Source organism: Chryseobacterium sp. C39-AII1 (assembly GCF_039672645.1).
In the GTDB taxonomy this organism is placed as follows: Bacteria; Bacteroidota; Bacteroidia; order Flavobacteriales; family Weeksellaceae; genus Chryseobacterium.
On the sequence record NZ_JBDFPQ010000021.1, the window covers coordinates 16,974 to 34,431 of the forward strand.

General features: G+C 35.8%; 10 protein-coding genes and 1 riboswitch. Of the genes, 3 read left to right on the forward strand and 7 right to left on the reverse strand.

The genetic code is table 11. The annotated features are described in order from the left end of the window. Positions 1-189 precede the first annotated feature (189 nt). The 4 genes from ABEG63_RS19840 to ABEG63_RS19855 form a co-directional block, all read right to left on the reverse strand. Complete coding sequence (locus tag ABEG63_RS19840) at positions 190-732, reverse strand: acyl-CoA thioesterase (RefSeq protein WP_267404568.1); 543 nt, start codon at positions 730-732, stop codon at positions 190-192. A 3-nt stretch (positions 733-735) separates the two neighbouring features. After that, positions 736-1,506: a hypothetical protein gene (locus tag ABEG63_RS19845; RefSeq protein WP_346587088.1), complete on the reverse strand. Its 771-nt coding sequence runs from the start codon at positions 1,504-1,506 to the stop codon at positions 736-738. A gap of 333 nt (positions 1,507-1,839) precedes the next feature. After that, positions 1,840-3,954, reverse strand: a complete 2,115-nt coding sequence (locus ABEG63_RS19850) for a TonB-dependent receptor plug domain-containing protein (protein ID WP_346587089.1) — start codon at positions 3,952-3,954, stop codon at positions 1,840-1,842. A 103-nt stretch (positions 3,955-4,057) separates the two neighbouring features. Continuing rightward, positions 4,058-4,147: riboswitch (TPP riboswitch) on the reverse strand. Between the two features lie 33 nt (positions 4,148-4,180). Continuing rightward, entirely contained in the window at positions 4,181-4,948 is a 768-nt protein-coding gene (locus ABEG63_RS19855; RefSeq protein ID WP_346587091.1) for a WG repeat-containing protein, read from the reverse strand. Between the two features lie 433 nt (positions 4,949-5,381). Here ABEG63_RS19855 and ABEG63_RS19860 point away from each other — a divergent pair, with 433 nt between their 5' ends. After that, positions 5,382-8,162, forward strand: a complete 2,781-nt coding sequence (locus ABEG63_RS19860; protein ID WP_346587092.1) for a bifunctional aconitate hydratase 2/2-methylisocitrate dehydratase — start codon at positions 5,382-5,384, stop codon at positions 8,160-8,162. A gap of 146 nt (positions 8,163-8,308) precedes the next feature. On the opposite strand, the gene ABEG63_RS19865 is transcribed toward ABEG63_RS19860, so the two are convergent. Further along, positions 8,309-10,435, reverse strand: a complete 2,127-nt coding sequence (locus ABEG63_RS19865; protein ID WP_346587093.1) for a T9SS type A sorting domain-containing protein — start codon at positions 10,433-10,435, stop codon at positions 8,309-8,311. 566 nt (positions 10,436-11,001) lie between these two features. Between ABEG63_RS19865 and ABEG63_RS19870 the strand changes: the two genes are divergently transcribed. Then, positions 11,002-13,269: an aconitate hydratase gene (locus tag ABEG63_RS19870; RefSeq protein ID WP_346587094.1), complete on the forward strand. Its 2,268-nt coding sequence runs from the start codon at positions 11,002-11,004 to the stop codon at positions 13,267-13,269. Positions 13,270-13,450: 181 nt separating this feature from the next. Here ABEG63_RS19870 and ABEG63_RS19875 read toward each other — a convergent pair whose 3' ends face one another. Together ABEG63_RS19875 and ABEG63_RS19880 are read right to left on the reverse strand one after the other, a co-directional pair. Continuing rightward, positions 13,451-14,137 carry a LytTR family DNA-binding domain-containing protein gene (locus ABEG63_RS19875; protein WP_346587096.1) on the reverse strand — a complete coding sequence of 229 codons (687 nt, stop codon included), beginning with the start codon at positions 14,135-14,137 and terminating at the stop codon, positions 13,451-13,453. Then, positions 14,130-14,993, reverse strand: coding sequence for a histidine kinase (locus tag ABEG63_RS19880; protein WP_346587098.1), 864 nt, complete (start codon positions 14,991-14,993; stop codon positions 14,130-14,132). The genes ABEG63_RS19875 and ABEG63_RS19880 overlap by 8 nt, the downstream gene beginning before the upstream one ends. Before the next feature lie 310 nt (positions 14,994-15,303). Here ABEG63_RS19880 and ABEG63_RS19885 point away from each other — a divergent pair, with 310 nt between their 5' ends. Then, positions 15,304-17,433, forward strand: coding sequence for a TonB-dependent receptor (locus ABEG63_RS19885; protein WP_346587100.1), 2,130 nt, complete (start codon positions 15,304-15,306; stop codon positions 17,431-17,433). Positions 17,434-17,458: the final 25 nt, after the last annotated feature.

The following is a 17,458-nucleotide window of genomic DNA, read 5'->3' on the forward strand; positions in this document are numbered from 1 at the left end:
CCCCCCCCCCCCCCCCCCCCCCCCCCCCCCCCCCCCCCCCAAACCTACAAAAAATAGCGAGTGCGAAGAGCGGGAAAAAGCTTCAAAAAAAATTAAATCATATCATTAATTAAAAAATGCTTTTAATCCCGTAAATATGATTGATATTCAGCAAAGATTAAAAGCATTCATCTATGTTTTTGTAAAACTTTATTTTTCTTTTTTCTCAGATTCTTTTGGCTCTTGGAATAATTTTTTCAATTCCACAGATTCCAAAGGCTTCATTCTTCCGGAAAGAATTAATGACAATTCTTTTCTTCTTAATGCAGCTGCAAATCTTTCTTTTTCTTCATCCGTTTCCGGCTCCATAGATGGAATAGGAATCGGTCTGTTGAACTCATCCACCGCCACAAAAGTGTAAATTCCCGAGTTAGTATGCGTTTTTTTCTGATTGATCGGATCATCCAACCAAACATCTACATACACTTCCATTGAAGTTGAAAATGCTCTGGAAACTTTAGATTCCATTACTACAATTCCCCCTTCAGGAATCGGATGGTCAAATGAAACGTGGTTTACAGATGCCGTTACCACTCTTCTTTCACAATGTCTTGTTGCCGAAATAGAAGCGCATCTGTCCATTCTTGCCAATAATTCTCCACCAAAAAGGTTTCTCAATTGGTTGGTATCATTGGGAAGTACAATATTCGTCATTACCGTTAAAGATTCTGACGCTTTTTTTATTTTTGCCATGTCTTAGTGTTGTTGTTTTGGAGTTATCGGAGCTTTAGCCGTTGGAACAGCTTTTACAGGTTTAGCACCCGGTTTTACGATAGAATCTTTTTTCAGAGAATCTGAAACTTTCATCAATGTAGAATCTGTAGGCATTTTCACTGTATCTTTTACGATAACTTGAGGCTTGTTTTGTAATGATTTTATAGAATCTTTTTCCTGTTTGAAAGATTGGTTTCCGAACAGCAGTTCTTGGTTTGTAATCGCCAAATAGGCAATAACAGCAACCGGAATCGCGATCAGAAAAATCCAAAGCAATGATTTTCCTACTTTGTATTCTTTTCCTGTACTTTCAACTGCTTTTGGCTTCTGATTATTTTTAATATCTGAAAGTTTAATTTCTTCCAAACCATAAAAATCAGGATGTGCAGATTCTACTCTTTTTCCTTTAAAATGAATTTTAGAATCTTCCTCGATGGTAATAGTTCCCAAACCGGAAATTTCTAAAATATTTTCTGACTGCAGTTTTTTCTTCCAAAAATCGGTCTGGATCTTCAAATCACTTTTTGAAGCTTCCAAAGTCATCTGTTTTTGCTCGCTGATAAAAGCCGCCAAATCATCCGACTGCGCTTCGTAATCACACACAAAAGCAATCTGACTTGCCGGTGGCAGAATGCTCCCGTTCTCAGAGTTGATCACTGCCTTGGAATTTTCCAGAGAAAACACACCAAAACCGGGAACTGTAGCAGTCCCAAACTGTTTCAGATATTCTAAAATGTAAGCTGAAATATTCATTTGGTGGCAAATTTATAACTTTTTCATGACTTTTTTGAACATTTGTTTTCATAAAAAACAGCAAAAATCATCGAATTTCAAATTATATTTTTCAAGATTTGACACTTTAATTCTGATTTTCGTTTTAGTTATTTAGTTTTCAATACTAAAAAACATTTTAATAATGATAAAACATCACCTTTAGTAAATTCTTTTCTTTTTATGTTTTTCATAATTTTTATCATGATTTTTAAACAATAATTTAATTTAAAAATAAAAAAGACCGCCGAAGCAGTCTTATAAATTTAGTCTAACATTTTACTATATCAAATTGTAAAATATCCATAATGAATGTTATTGAATTTTCCAGCTGATTCCAAACATAAAGTTGGTTCCCGCCTGAGAAAAATAGTATGGATCTCCTTCATACACCGCTCCATTATTCACATATTTTTTATTGAAAAGATTGTTTACCAATAATTTTAATGCGATATCATTATTTTTAATATTAAACTGATACTGAGCATTAAAATCTGTAAGGAAATAATCTTTTAACTGTAAATTTTTATCTTCTGTATTATCCAGATATTGTCTTCCGACATATTGATTTGATAATCCAAACTGGAAATCTTTATTAGGATTAAATCTGATGCCTAAATTTGCAATCACGTTCGGAGAAAAAGAAATCTGCGTATTTCCAAGATCTTTGGTTAGCTTTACATTTTCAATTTTGAAATCTAAATTTCTATTCTGGCTGAACGTTACATTCCCTGTAAGTTCCCATTGCTTTGAAAGCTTGGCCAATGCACCGATTTCAACCCCTCTTCTATAGCTTTTCCCGGAATTTGTTCTGATGAAAGCTCCCACGTTATTCATTTCACCATTCAGAACCAATTGATTAACATAATACATATAGTACAAGTTTGCCGTAAATGAAACGACCCCAAACCGTTTTTCAATTCCCGCCTCAAAATCATGAAGCTTTTCTGCTTTCACATTATTATCAGCCATCAAATCATCACGATTCGGCTCTCGTTGAGCGTGCGCATACGAAAGGAAAACTTTTCCGCTGCCAATTCTGTAATTAATTCCTGCTTTCGGATTAAAAAACAACCAGTTTTTCTTCAAATTTCCACCTTCATCATCGCCTGCCTGAAGAATTTTTGTATCGTAATCAATATGTCTCAACTGAAGATCTCCGAAGAATTCAAAATCATCAACTTTCACCAAAGCTTTTGCAAAACCAGCCACTTCATTTTTCACCGAGCGATTTCTATAATATTCATGCTCATCAATCTGCGGAAGGAAAACACCTGTTACGTTTCCAAAATGCCTTCCGTAATATTGGTTGGCAACGGCTCCGAAATTCAGATCAAGATTTTCAAATTTTCCGTATAATGTGGTAACAATTCCGTAGAAATCATTATCAAGCCATTTTTTACGGATGAAATCTGTTTTAGCTAAAGTTTGTGAACCATCCACAAAATCGGGAAGATTATATTTTGAAAATTTACCGTCCTGCTTATAGTTTTCGTAATATCCTTTTCCTTTCGTGTAGTGCAAAGTGGTTTCTAAATTCCATTTTTCATTAAACTTCTGCTCCCACAGCAACTGATAATGATTTTGTCTGTAATTATCTGTTTCATTATCATAAAAGCTGGAAATATTACCATCAGCATCATAAATTGCTCCGGAATAATTGAATTTTGGATTGGTTTCCCAAGTTTTTCTGTCGATTCCGTTCCAAGCTTGGTAGGTTTTTTCTTTTCCACCAAAAGCCATCAGACGGATTTTCGTATTTTTCTCTTCAAACAAAGCCGTAAAATTATAGGAATGTAGTTTTGAAGATGCTCTGTCGATATATCCATCAGAATTGATGTGTGTATATCTTCCCATCACAGAAAGTCGGTTTCCCCAAAACTTCCCCGAACCAACCTCAGCAGAATATTTGTAAGTATTGAACGAACCATAACTGTCATCTGTTTTAAAGTAAAACTTATCATCAGGCTCTTTGGAGATTACATTGATGCTTGCTCCAAACGCAGAAACTCCGTTATTGGAAGTTCCGACACCTCTTTGGATAACGATTTGAGATGCCGAACTCGTAAGATCCGGAACATTCACAAAAAATGTCCCCTGACTTTCAGAATCATTATACGGAACACCATTCATCATCACATTAATTCCTCTTCCGGCAACTCCACGAATTCTGAAACCTGTGTATCCAACGCCATTTCCGGCATCCGAAGTAGAGATAATTGATGTTTGATTTTTAAGTAAAATAGGAAGATCCTGCCCAAGATTTTTATTATCTAAATCTTTCTGAACATTGATGATTTCTTTCGCAACAGGAAGCCTTTTGGTAAAGTTAACGGCTTCAATTTCCTTTATTTTCAAGGAATCGGTATTTTGTGCTTGTAAAAAAGCAAAAGAGCCAACGGTAAGCCCTAAAAAAAATAAACCTTTCATTCTATAAATCTTTAAAATTTAATGAATAAAAGGGGCGGATTATGATGAGTAATTAGTAATCGGTAATAAGTAATATTTGAGATTGCTCATTAATAATTACCTATTGCTCATATTTAATTTCCCTAAACGGCATTACCCGTTCCAGGTTCATTGGGTATAATCTCAGCTTGTTACAGCACCCCTTAATTCAGGCGCAAAATTACGAAAAATATATCATCAGTACAATTTAATAGGTTTTATTGTGAGAATCAATATAATAATATGTTTTTCCGTCTTTGGAAACTTCAAACATTTTCCCCAACATCCAGCTGAAGTTTCGCTTAATATCATCATATTCAAATGGAATGATGATCTTGTTATTCACATCAATCACCCCAAAACGATCATTCTTAGACGCAATAATCATTGGGTTTGAAACATCTTCACTTTCAGCAATATATAAATATTCATACTGCGGATAAATTTGATAATCTCTGTAATCTTCAGCATTAATGAATTTCGATTTTTCAATAATTCCGTAAAAACCATTTTTAACATATGCCTGAAACGGCTGATATTTAAACTCTTTAGGGCATTTTCCTAAATCTGAATCTTTAAATTGATACACTCTTTTACCTTTCTGATCAATTCGATAAGAAATCATATCTTTTTCTACCGTTGCATACTCTTTGGTTCCGAACTTTCTTATTTTTTCGTTGGGTGAATTCAGTAGATTGCAATCTTCATAAAAAAATACAGCAATATGATATTCAGGCTGAATGATAAATTTGCCTTTTTGATTAACATATCCGAATTTCCCATCTTTCTTTTTCGGAATTAAAACAGGAATTTTTTCATTCAAAACCACCAAATCAGGATTCGGCTGAGCTACCACATCTGTCTTTTTAACAACAGTTTTTGCAACCTTTTTTACAGGAAGCTTCTTGGCCACCTTGGTTTGGCAAAAAACAGATATCGAAATAAAAAGACATAAAAAATGAACCGTAATTTTCATAATCATCATTTGGCAGCAAAAATAAGATTAAAAATAGAAAATATAAAATTCATATTTATAAAGAATCTAAATAATATCCCTCGCATAAAATACTAAAAATTCGTAATTTTGGGAACATTTTTAATTGTTTGATAATCTAAAACGTTTTTAGAGATACAACTTTTGATATGGATATGATCAAAAAATTTTACAAACGTTACTCAAAGAGTGCTTTGGCGGCTTTAGAAATTACACGTGAGCCCCTTACACTTTCAAAAAAGTCCTTTACTTTCATCTTTGGGACAAAGCATTATCTTACTTATTTAAGAAAAAGTGCAAAATATAGTACCGGCTTTACTTTCTTCCGTTTTGTAAGTCGATATACCAATTCGGGAAATTGCCATATGCACTATAATTTTATTAATTTACCTTAAAAATTTGAAAGACTTCTATTATGAATATTTATAAGGATTACATCAACGAAATTGAAGAAAGAAAAACCCAGGGGCTACATCCAAAGCCAATTGATGGTGCCGATTTATTAAGCGAGATCATCGCACAAATTAAAGATACAGCCAACGAATACAGAGCTGATTCTCTTAAATTTTTTATTTATAACACGCTACCTGGAACTACAAGTGCGGCTGGTGTAAAAGCTAAGTTTTTAAAAGAAATCATTCTTGGTGAATCTGTAGTAGAAGAAATTACTCCGGTTTTCGCTTTTGAGTTGTTGTCTCACATGAAAGGAGGCCCATCTATCGAAGTTTTGCTTGATTTAGCTTTAGGAAACGACGAAGCAATAGCAAAGCAAGCGGCTGAAGTGCTTAAAACTCAGGTTTTCTTATATGATGCAGATACCGCTCGCTTGAAAGAAGCTTATGAAGCAGGAAACGAAATCGCTAAAGATATTTTGGAAAGCTACGCAAAAGCAGAGTTTTTCACTAAACTTCCAGAGGTAGCTGAAGAAATTAAAATCGTTACTTACATTGCTGCTGAAGGTGATATTTCAACCGACTTATTATCTCCGGGAAATCAGGCACACTCTCGTTCTGACCGTGAGTTGCACGGACAATGTATGATGTCTCCTGCTCAACAGGAAGAAATAAAAGCTTTGCAAGCTCAACATCCTGATGCAAGTGTGATGTTGATCGCAGAAAAAGGAACAATGGGAGTTGGTTCTTCTCGTATGTCGGGTGTAAATAACGTTGCACTTTGGACAGGGAAACAGGCAAGCCCTTACGTACCTTTCGTAAACATTGCTCCGATTGTAGCGGGAACTAACGGTATTTCTCCAATTTTCCTAACAACTGTTGACGTAACCGGAGGTATCGGAATCGACCTTCAAAACTGGGTTAAGAAAACAGACGAAAACGGACATCCTGTTCGTAACGAAAATGGCGACATCGTTTTAGAAGAGAAATATTCTGTTGCTACAGGAACTGTTTTAACGATCAATACAAAAGAGAAAAAATTATACAACGGAGATGTTGAATTGAAAGATATTTCAAAATCATTTACTCCGCAAAAATTAGAATTTATCAAAGCCGGTGGTTCTTATGCGATCGTTTTTGGTAAAAAAATTCAAACTTTTGCTGCTAAAACTTTAGGAATTACAGCTCCTTTGGTTTTCGCTCCTTCAAAAGAAATTTCTATCGAAGGACAAGGTTTAACTGCTGTTGAAAAAATCTTCAACAGAAATGCAGTAGGCGTAACTGAAGGTAAATTATTACACGCAGGTTCAGACGTTAGAGTTGAAGTAAACATCGTTGGTTCTCAGGATACCACAGGTTTGATGACTTCTCAGGAATTGGAGTCTATGGCTGCAACGGTAATTTCTCCAATTGTTGATGGAGCTTATCAGTCAGGATGTCACACTGCTTCAGTTTGGGATAAAAAAGCGCAGGCAAACATCCCTAAATTAATGAAATTCATGAACGATTTCGGAGTAATCACTGCTCGTGACCCGAAAGGTGAATATCACGCAATGACAGACGTTATTCACAAAGTTCTTAACGATATTACGGTTGACGAATGGGCAATCATCATCGGAGGTGACTCTCACACAAGAATGTCTAAAGGGGTGGCTTTCGGAGCTGACTCCGGAACGGTAGCTTTGGCTTTGGCAACAGGTGAAGCTTCAATGCCGATTCCAGAATCTGTGAAAGTGACTTTCAAAGGTGAAATGAAAGAGCATATGGATTTCCGTGATGTCGTTCACGCAACTCAGGCTCAGATGTTGAAGCAATTTGACGGAGAGAACGTTTTCCAAGGTAGAATTATCGAGGTTCACATCGGAACTCTTCCAGCTGACCAGGCATTTACATTCACAGACTGGACTGCAGAAATGAAAGCTAAAGCTTCAATTTGTATTTCTGAAGACGATACATTGATCGAATCATTGGAAATTGCAAAAAGCAGAATCCAGATTATGATTGACAAAGGAATGGATAATCACAATCACGTTCTTCAAGGATTAATCAACAAAGCAAACAAGAGAATCGAGGAAATTAAGTGTGGTGATAAACCTGCTTTAACTCCGGATGCTAATGCTAAATATTACGCTGAAGTTGTTGTAGATCTAGATGTAATCGTTGAACCAATGATTGCTGACCCAGACGTAAACAACGACGATGTTTCTAAAAGATATACGCACGATACGATCAGAGATCTTACTTTCTACGGAGGTGAGAAAAAAGTTGATCTTGGTTTCGTAGGTTCTTGTATGGTTCACAAAGGTGACCTTAAAATTGTTTCTCAAATGTTGAGAAACCTTGAAAAACAAAATGGTAAAGTAGAATTTCAAGCTCCTTTAGTTGTGGCAGCTCCTACTTATAATATCATTGATGAATTAAAAGCTGAAGGTGACTGGGAATTACTGGAAAAATATTCAGGTTTTGAGTTCAACGATGCAGCGCCAAAAGGCGAAGCTCGTACTCAATATGAAAATATGATGTACCTTGAGCGTCCTGGATGTAACCTTTGTATGGGTAACCAGGAAAAAGCAGAGAAAGGAGATACTGTTTTGGCAACTTCTACGCGTCTTTTCCAAGGAAGAGTGGTGGAAGATTCTGAACGTAAAAAAGGTGAATCTTTACTAGCATCAACTCCTGTTGTTGTATTGTCTTCGATCATCGGAAGAATTCCAAGCATTGAAGAGTACAAAGCAGCTGTTGAAGGTATTAATTTAACGACTTTCGTTCCGTCTATCAAAGAGTTGGTAACTGTTGGTCATTAATTGATTTTACAGTAAAGTCGAAAGGCTTTTTTAAATTAAATATAAAAAAGAAAGGTTTTAAGTCCAATGGATTTAAAATCTTTCTTTTTTTATGGAATCAACTCAAAAATTAATAAGATTGTGAAAAGTTGATCGTCATATTCTTTCTAATCTTTTATCAATTTAATGGTTGAGATTCCTTTTTCAGATTGAACCGTCACGATAAATACTCCCGATTCTGATGATACCACTTCAGCTTGGTTTTTTCCTTTCCCAGAAGCTATTTTTACACCCAACATATTATGAATGGTATAAGTAAACACTCCTTCAGCTTTAATCGTAAAAGTTTGACCAGCAGGATTCGGATAAATCACGGCATTAGCTGACAGTACCTTCTGAGATGAATTTGCCCCCGCGGTAACTACATTTGGCTTTGTTTGTGCTGCCATATCTACACCTAAATAAAAACTTGGATGAGGAGGTTGGTTGTAAGCCGAATTTTGCCACGCAATAGCTGTTCTGTATTGAGTATCGTGCATCAAAGTATATAATTTATGGGTTGTGGCAATATTGGTCGTGTAAATTCTTACAGAAGAATTATCTTCTTTACGAAATATCACTTCTTCTCGCCAGTCGCCAAAAATATCAGCACTTAAACATGGGGTAGCTTTTGTAGTATTGTTTGATGAATATCCTGTAGCAGTAAGTATATTAACGGTTTTCCCATTAATATAATCCCATTTATCTATTTTATTCGAATCTAATAATTCACGGTTCAAATCTCCATCCCACCAGATAGAAAAATTTTGTGTCGGTTTTTTATTGCTGATTAGATTTCCTTTGCAATCCATCAAATAGTTTACGCCATTTGCGCTTCCAAAACATTCATAACCTTTGTAACGTGGGTCAATATCTGCAGCATTACAACGTCCTATGTCTCCAGTTGAAGGTATTCCCCATATTGTAGCTCCTGTTTTTGCATCTAAAAAAACCAAACCATTCGTTTTATATTTAGCAGGTTCTTCTAAACACTGCCATATTTCCATTCCAGGGCGATCAGGATCCATATCGCTCATGTGCAGCGCATCCCCATGCCCTAATGTGTTTGCGAATAACTTTCCGCCGTTATCATCTATTGCACTGGAACCATTGAATATTTCATCTTTACCATCACCATCCACATCGCCTATGGTCATTTGATGATTTCCCATTCCTGCATAAGCTGAATTTCCTGAGGTATTGCTATCAAAGATCCATCGTTGTGAAAGTGTATTATTTCTCCAGTCCCAAGCTACACGCACCAATCTTGTATAATAACCTCGTCCCATTATTAAACTTGGCTTTTCTCCATCAAGATAAGCCACCGCTGCAACAAATCGGTCTACGCGATTACCATAGCTATCTCCCCAACTGGAAACTGTGCCACGTGCCGGCAAATAATTGGTTGAAGACATTGCCTTGCCTGTTAATCCATTAAAAATGGTTAAAAATTCCGGCCCAGACAGAACATATCCATTTGAATTTCTATAATCAGCATTAGCATCTCCAATAATGACTCCTGTTCCGTCTTTAGTTCCGTCGGCAGTTTTACATGCAATTTCTGCTTTACCGTCAGAATCTAAGTCATAAACCACAAATTGTGTATAATGCGCCCCAGCACGAATATTTTTTCCTAAATCTATTCTCCAGAGACGTGTTCCGTCCAAACGATAACAATCAATATAAACATTCCCTGTGTAACCTGATTGCGAATTGTCTTTACTATTGGATGGATCCCATTTTACAAACAATTCGTATTGCCCGTCTCCATCTACATCACCAACACTGCAATCGTTTACACTATAAGTATAGGCAACGTTGTCCGGAGTTGTACCCCCAGCCGGTATTTGCATAGGAATATCTAAATATTGATTTGCCCAAACAGTAGCAGATTCTGATGCAGGCTGCTCTACACCATTCACGATGGCACGAACGGTATAAGTTCCGTTGGTCGTAATATTATGATTAAAATTTGTGGTAGATGTAAAAGGGCTTCCCGTTACTTTTACATTATTAAAATATAGGTTATAACTTGTATTGGGTTCTTCAGTTCCCAGCATTCTCCAGCCTACATACACCTGATTAGCGTTTAATCGCATGGCGACGAGACCCCTGTTGAGTTTTTCTACTTTTCGCTGTGCGTTCATTGGCGAAACTAATCCTAAGAGTAATAAAAATAAGATGCCGGATTTCTTAACTATATCAGCAATAGTGTCTTTAAGATTTACATACGGTTTTTGTTTTTGTTTGTTCATGGTTTTAATATTTGTTGGTTGGTTTTTCAATGAAAATAAATTAAAGCAAATACAATTCACTAATACGTGATTACAATCGTATGTAAACTTAATTCAAAAAAATATTTTTACCTACAATTTAAAAACAAAAAATTCATGAAAAATATAATTATATTATAGCAATAAGCACCTTATCATTAAAATATCATCAACAAACACAACAAAATAGAAACATTAACATATAAGGAAAACAGCCACAATAGAAGACTTTTATAGTTTAAAAATCCTTATCAGATATATTTCAATTGTCTTTAAAGGTAAAAAATACATCATGGTAATACGTAATGATAAAGAAAATTTTCTTCTTTATTTAGAACATTTCCATTTAAGCCTTATCGGAATTATTTTAACTTAAATCAACGACAAAATTTTTATTTTTCCTTAAATTGATAGTTAGAAATAATCTTAGTCATTTATCTTATTTATCCCCTTATAATGCGTATAGGAATGGATTTTGATAATTTAACTGAACAGATTCTTTTTGAATTTTAAAACAAATAATTAAACGAAAAATAAAAAAATCAGATATGACTTTTGATATTGATATGATCAAAAAAGTGTATGAACGTTATCCTGAGAGAATTGCTGCGGCAAGACAGATCACAGGAAAACCACTGACACTTTCAGAAAAAATCCTTTACACCCACCTTTGGGAAGGAAATGCAACACAGGAACACGAAAGAGGAAACTCTTATGTAGATTTCGCTCCGGATCGAGTAGCCATGCAGGATGCAACAGCACAGATGGCACTTTTGCAATTCATGCAGGCAGGAAAAGCTAAAGTAGCGGTTCCTTCTACAGCGCACGCCGATCACCTGATTCAGGCAAGAATTGGTGCTGAATCTGACTTACAGGAAGGTATCAACAAAAACTCTGAAGTTTTCAACTTTTTAAGCTCTGTTTGTGATAAATACGGAATCGGTTTCTGGAAGCCTGGAGCTGGAATTATCCACCAGGTTGTATTAGAAAATTATGCTTTCCCCGGAGGGATGATGATCGGAACCGACTCTCACACCGTAAATGCAGGAGGTTTAGGAATGGTTGCCATCGGTGTTGGTGGTGCAGATGCGGTAGACGTAATGGCAGGAATGGCTTGGGAGCTTAAAATGCCAAAACTGATCGGTGTAAAACTAACCGGAAAAATGAACGGATGGACTTCTGCAAAAGACGTTATCCTGAAAGTTGCCGGAATTCTTACCGTAAAAGGAGGAACAGGCTGCATCGTTGAATATTTCGGAGAAGGAGCAGAATCTCTTTCTGCGACAGGTAAAGGTACGATCTGTAACATGGGTGCAGAAATCGGAGCTACCACTTCTACTTTCGGGTATGATGATTCTATGAGAAGATATCTTTCTGCTACAGGAAGACAGGATGTTGTAGATGCTGCCGATAAAATTGCGGAACACTTAACTGGTGATGCTGAAGTATATGCTAATCCAGAGCAATATTTTGATCAACTCATTGAAATTAACCTTTCAGAATTAACTCCACATTTAAACGGACCTTTCACTCCGGATTTGGCGACTCCGGTTGCAGAATTCAGAGCAAAAGCAGAAGCTAACGGATGGCCGCTGGAAGTTGAATGGGCATTAATTGGTTCTTGTACCAACTCTTCTTACGAAGATTTATCGAGAGCAGCTTCTATAGTGGAAGATGCGGTTGCTAAAGGTGTGAAGCCAAAAGCAATTTTAGGAATCAATCCAGGTTCTGAGCAGGTGAAATTCACGGCAGAAAGAGACGGTTTCTTAGATTCTTTCAGAAAATTTGAAAATGCAAGAATCTTTACCAACGCTTGCGGACCTTGTATCGGACAATGGGACAGAGAAGGCGCTGATAAAGGAGAGAAAAATTCAATTATTCACTCTTTCAACAGAAACTTTGCGAAAAGAGCAGACGGTAACCCAAATACGCACGCTTTCGTAGCGTCTCCGGAAATGGTGGCTGCGGTGGCAATTTCGGGAAGATTAGATTTTAACCCAATTACAGATACTTTAACCAACGAAGCGGGAGAGCAGATTAAATTAGACGAACCGAAAGGGTACGAATTACCATCAAAAGGTTTTGCGGTAGACGATAACGGTTATCAGGCGCCATCTGCAGACGGTTCTTCTGTTGTGGTAAATGTAAGCCCGACTTCAGACAGACTTCAACTATTAGAAGAATTCCCGGCTTGGGATGGAAAAAACATTGAAGGGGCTAAAGTTTTAATTAAAGCTTTCGGAAAATGTACGACTGACCATATTTCCATGGCGGGACCTTGGTTGAAATACAGAGGTCACCTTGATAATATTTCAAATAATATGTTGATCGGTGCTGTAAATGCTTACAATATGGAAACCAACAACGTTAAAAATGAATTAACGGGTGAATATGGCGAAGTTCCTGCTGTACAAAGAGCGTACAAAGCTGCGGGAGTTCCGACAATTGTTGTGGGTGACCAAAACTATGGTGAAGGTTCTTCAAGAGAACACGCTGCGATGGAACCGAGACATTTGGGAGTAAAAGCTGTTTTGGTAAAATCATTTGCGAGAATTCACGAAACCAACCTTAAAAAACAGGGAATGTTAGGAATCACTTTCGCTAATGAAGCAGATTACGACAAAATTCAGGAAGACGACACGGTTAACTTCTTAGATCTTGATCAGTTTGCTCCAGGAAAACAATTGACTTTAGAATTCATTCACAAAGACGGAACTAAAGATATTGTTATCGCAAACCATACGTATAACGAACAACAAATCGATTGGTTTAAAGCAGGTTCTGCCTTGAACTTAATCAAACAACAGGAGAATTAATTGTTAGATTTAATTAATCATAGAAAAAGCAGTTTCGTTTGAAACTGCTTTTTTGTTTTTTTGGTGGGGAAAGGTTGGGAGCGGGAAGATGGAAGTTTGAGGTTAATGGCAGTCATCATCGAAAAAACTTTGATACTGTTCAAACTTCCAGCTTCCAGCCTCCTTCTTCCAGCCATTAAACCTATTTTATTTTCGTCAGAAGATTCATTCTATAGCTCTCTCCTATCGGGATTTCCTGTTCAGAAACTAAGGTGACTTTTTTGGTTGAAACATTTTTAATCTGATTCAAATTAATGATGAAAGACTTATGAATTCTTGCAAAAGAACTTTCAGGAAGTTGCTGCTCCATCGATTTCAGCGTGTCTAAAACAATATATTCCTGCTCAGAAGTTTTAATATTCACATAATCTTTAATGCTTTCTACATACAGAATCTCCTCAAAGTTAATTCTATGCTGCTGTCCGGACGATTTCGCAAAGAAATGAGCGTCTTCTTTCGTTTCATTCACCACAAAACGTTCCTGAGCTTTTAAAGCACTTTTATAAAATCGTTCAAATGAAATCGGCTTCAGCAGATAATCTACAATATTGTGATCATAGCCTTCCAAAGCATATTCGGAATAAGCGGTTGTTAAAATATACTTCTGCTTGTCACCAAGAATTTTCATGAAATTAATTCCCGTGAGTTCGGGCATCTGAATATCCAGAAACACCAGATCAGATTCATTTTTTTGAATATAATCCAGTGCTTCAATTGGGTTTTCGGTGGAAAAAACCAGTTCTAAAAACGGAACTTTCTGTACATAACTTTCCAGAAGCGAGATCGCCAGCGGTTCGTCATCTACAACAATACATTTTATCTTATTCATTTCGCAAATCAATCTTTAAATCTACGATAAATTCCTTTTCCGAATTTTTTATAGCTAATTCGTGTTTTTTTGGATATAAAATCGCCAGTCTTTTCTTCACGTTATCAATCCCGATTCCCGAAACTTCATCTTTCATTCGGTCTTTTTTATGGTTTAAAAGATAAAAATGCAGCGTTTCATTTTCATCAGAGATTTTCATTTCAAAACCTTTATCGCGAAAATCACCATGTTTAAAAGCATTTTCCACAAAAGGAACTAAAATCATGGGTGAAATATTCAGTTTGGGATGGTTGATATTTTTTTCAATGATTAATAATTCAGGTTTTTTAATTCTTATTTTTTCCAAAGCCGTTAAACTGTCGATATACCCGATTTCTTTGTCTAAAGTGATGGTATCCTCTCCAAGATCTTTTGTGCTGTACCTCAACAGCTGACTCAATTCTTCCAAAGCGGGTAATGCTTTTTCTGAATTCTGATACACCAGAGAATAAATATTATTTAACGAATTAAAAATAAAATGCGGATTAATTTGTGTTTTTAAGGCCTGTAATTCAGCGGTTTTCTTAGCTTCAATCAATTCTGATTTTTCCTGTTCAGCATTAATAAAATATTTAAAAAACCAAAAAGTCGTGCTGATAAAAATAGTGGTGCTGCTGTAAAAAATATTATCGAAGAAATAAAATCCAAAGCTGGTCCCCTCCATATAATTTCTAATACCAAGAGTGGCGGGCAGCAACATTTCTTCTACAGAATAGCGCACCGTCACAAAACAGGTAACACTGAGCAAAAATGCAATCACCGACTTATAAAGTTTACCTGTGTCAAAGAAATTCGGAACCACAAAAAAATAGTTCACATAGAAACAGATAAAACTGGTCAGAAAAAAAGTAAAATGAAGAATGGTCTTTTCTGATTCAAATACAAAAAATGGAATGAGAATCGTCCCCGAAAGATAAATGATCCAGAAAAAAAGATGCAGGTATATTAGTTTGTTTGTTTTCATATAACAAAAATAGGTTTTCCTTAAAATTCCAATGATGATTTTCGATGAACGCTTTATTTTTTCCGATGAAAACTAATTAATCCTGAAAAACCAAGGCTTTATCTAAACGCTATTTCACAGGCTTTTAAGAGCTCCTAATTTTGGAACATCAAAAAACAATACCATGAAACTACACTATATACTAATTGCCAGCTTAATTACATCAACAGTTTTCGGACAGGTAAAAAAAGACAGCATTAAAAACATTGAACAGATCAACCTTTTGGTAAAAAAGAAATTGCTGGAAAGAAAAGCCGACCGACTGATCTTTAATGTGGAAGCATCTATCGCCTCACAAGGAATGGATGCTTCTGAAACGCTAGCCAATGTTCCGATGCTGAAAGTGGATGAAAATCTGGGCAGCATTTCGATTACGGGCAAAAGCAGCGTGAATGTGATGATCAACGGAAGAATGTTGAATCTTTCCGGAACAGCACTTCTTAATTATCTGAAAGCCATCCGTTCAGAAAATATTGCTAAAATCGAGGTAATCACCACTCCGCCGGCAAAGTATGAAGCGCAGGGAAACAGTGGTTTGATTAATATTATCCTGAAAAAAAATCCGAATATGGGTTTTAGCGGAAATATCAATACGACTTTAATTCAAAGAACGTATTCCGGATTCAGCAATAACGGCACGCTGAATTATCAGACAGAAAGATTCAGCAGCACCTTAAAATTTACTTATTATGATTCTGAAAAACGCTCTGATGAGAATTACAATATTTTAGGAGCATCTAAAAATTACAGCAACTCTGTACGAAAAGATATGTGGAAGGAAGTGACACCTAACCTTACGATGTCTTATAAAATCAGTAAAAACGCCGAAATCGGTGTTGAATACATTTTCGCCAAGCAAAAATCTGGGATGGATATTGTGAATAAAACAAGGAATATCAGCCAGGATTTAACGGAAGAAAATTTATTGACGAATACTTTTCACCGCGAAAAACTTCCGACACATACGTTGAGTGCCTATTACGATCTTAAACTCGATTCTCTTGGGAAAAAATTAAGCATTGCAGGGAATTTTTATAAAAACAATTCGGATACAGAAGTTAATTTTTCAACATTAAAAAGTTCGGACAATTCGGTTCAGGAGGTAAAAACCATTTCATTGGTTTCACCACAAATTTTCTCTGCACAGGCAGATTTAGAACTTCCATTTTCGTTTGGAACCATAGAAACCGGAATGAAGTTTAATCAGTTTAAAAACGCTTCAGATTTAAAATATTTCAATTTAATTGATAAGCAATATATCGCAGATGAAGAAAAAGCCAATCTTTTTAATTATCGGGAGGAAAATTATGCCGCTTATCTGAGTTATGCTAAAAACTTCGGAGAACATTGGGAAACAAAAGCCGGACTTCGTTATGAAAATACTTTTGCGGAAAGTTTTTCGCCTTCCACAGATTCAAAGAACAAATATAATTACGGACAATGGTTTCCGTCTGCTTATGTAGCGTATAAAAAAGATAAAAATGTGTTTAGTTTTTCTTATTCGAGAAGAATTAATCGCCCAAGTATGAGTAATTTAAATCCTTTCCGATGGTATTCTAATCCGTATTCTTATTCTTCAGGAAATCCTTTACTGACACCATCTTATATCAATAATCTGGAGTTGGGGTATGTTTATAACAGTAAATTTTCAGCAAGTATTTATTATTTAAAACTAAAAAATGCGTTTGGACAAATCTCATCTATCAAAGATAATACTGAATTAGATATTATAGGAACCTATCTGAACTATTACAACAACAATTTATACGGAATGAATCTTTCTTACACTGATACATTTTTCAAATTCTGGGAAACGACTCTATCGGGAAATGCTTCCTTTCAGAATTCGGAAGTTTTTAATGTGAATGCTGAGACACAAAAAGGATATTCGGTAAGCTATTCATTCAATAATACTTTCACTTTAAATAAATCAAAAACACTTGCTTTCTTCTTGAATTACAGTCAGGATTTACCTTATAAAAATGTGAATTATTCCTTCAACAATTTTTCCAACCTGAATTCAGGAATTAAAATTTCATTGATGGAAAAACAATTACAGATCAATGCAACGGTTACCAATATTTTTGCCCAAAGATACCGTGGAAATATGACTTTCACAGATAGCAAGCAATACATGAACAATTATTGGGACGGAAGAAGTTTTCGTTTGAGCGTAAATTATACTTTCGGAAATAACAAAAAGAAAATCAGTAAGAAAAACATCAATTTCGATGAAAAAGACAGAGTTCAGTAATCTATTTGTAACAAAAAAAGCTTTT

Excerpts from the sequence above, each read along its gene's own strand:
- ABEG63_RS19875 (WP_346587096.1), bottom strand. The coding sequence starts at position 14,137 with ATGAATAAGATAAAATGTATTGTTGTAGATGACGAACCGCTGGCGATC.
- ABEG63_RS19865 (WP_346587093.1), bottom strand. The coding sequence starts at position 10,435 with ATGAACAAACAAAAACAAAAACCGTATGTAAATCTTAAAGACACTATT.
- ABEG63_RS19870 (WP_346587094.1), top strand. The coding sequence starts at position 11,002 with ATGACTTTTGATATTGATATGATCAAAAAAGTGTATGAACGTTATCCT.
- ABEG63_RS19850 (WP_346587089.1), bottom strand. The coding sequence starts at position 3,954 with ATGAAAGGTTTATTTTTTTTAGGGCTTACCGTTGGCTCTTTTGCTTTT.
- ABEG63_RS19855 (WP_346587091.1), bottom strand. The coding sequence starts at position 4,948 with ATGAAAATTACGGTTCATTTTTTATGTCTTTTTATTTCGATATCTGTT.
- ABEG63_RS19845 (WP_346587088.1), bottom strand. The coding sequence starts at position 1,506 with ATGAATATTTCAGCTTACATTTTAGAATATCTGAAACAGTTTGGGACT.
- ABEG63_RS19885 (WP_346587100.1), top strand. The coding sequence starts at position 15,304 with ATGAAACTACACTATATACTAATTGCCAGCTTAATTACATCAACAGTT.
- ABEG63_RS19840 (WP_267404568.1), bottom strand. The coding sequence starts at position 732 with ATGGCAAAAATAAAAAAAGCGTCAGAATCTTTAACGGTAATGACGAAT.
- ABEG63_RS19860 (WP_346587092.1), top strand. The coding sequence starts at position 5,382 with ATGAATATTTATAAGGATTACATCAACGAAATTGAAGAAAGAAAAACC.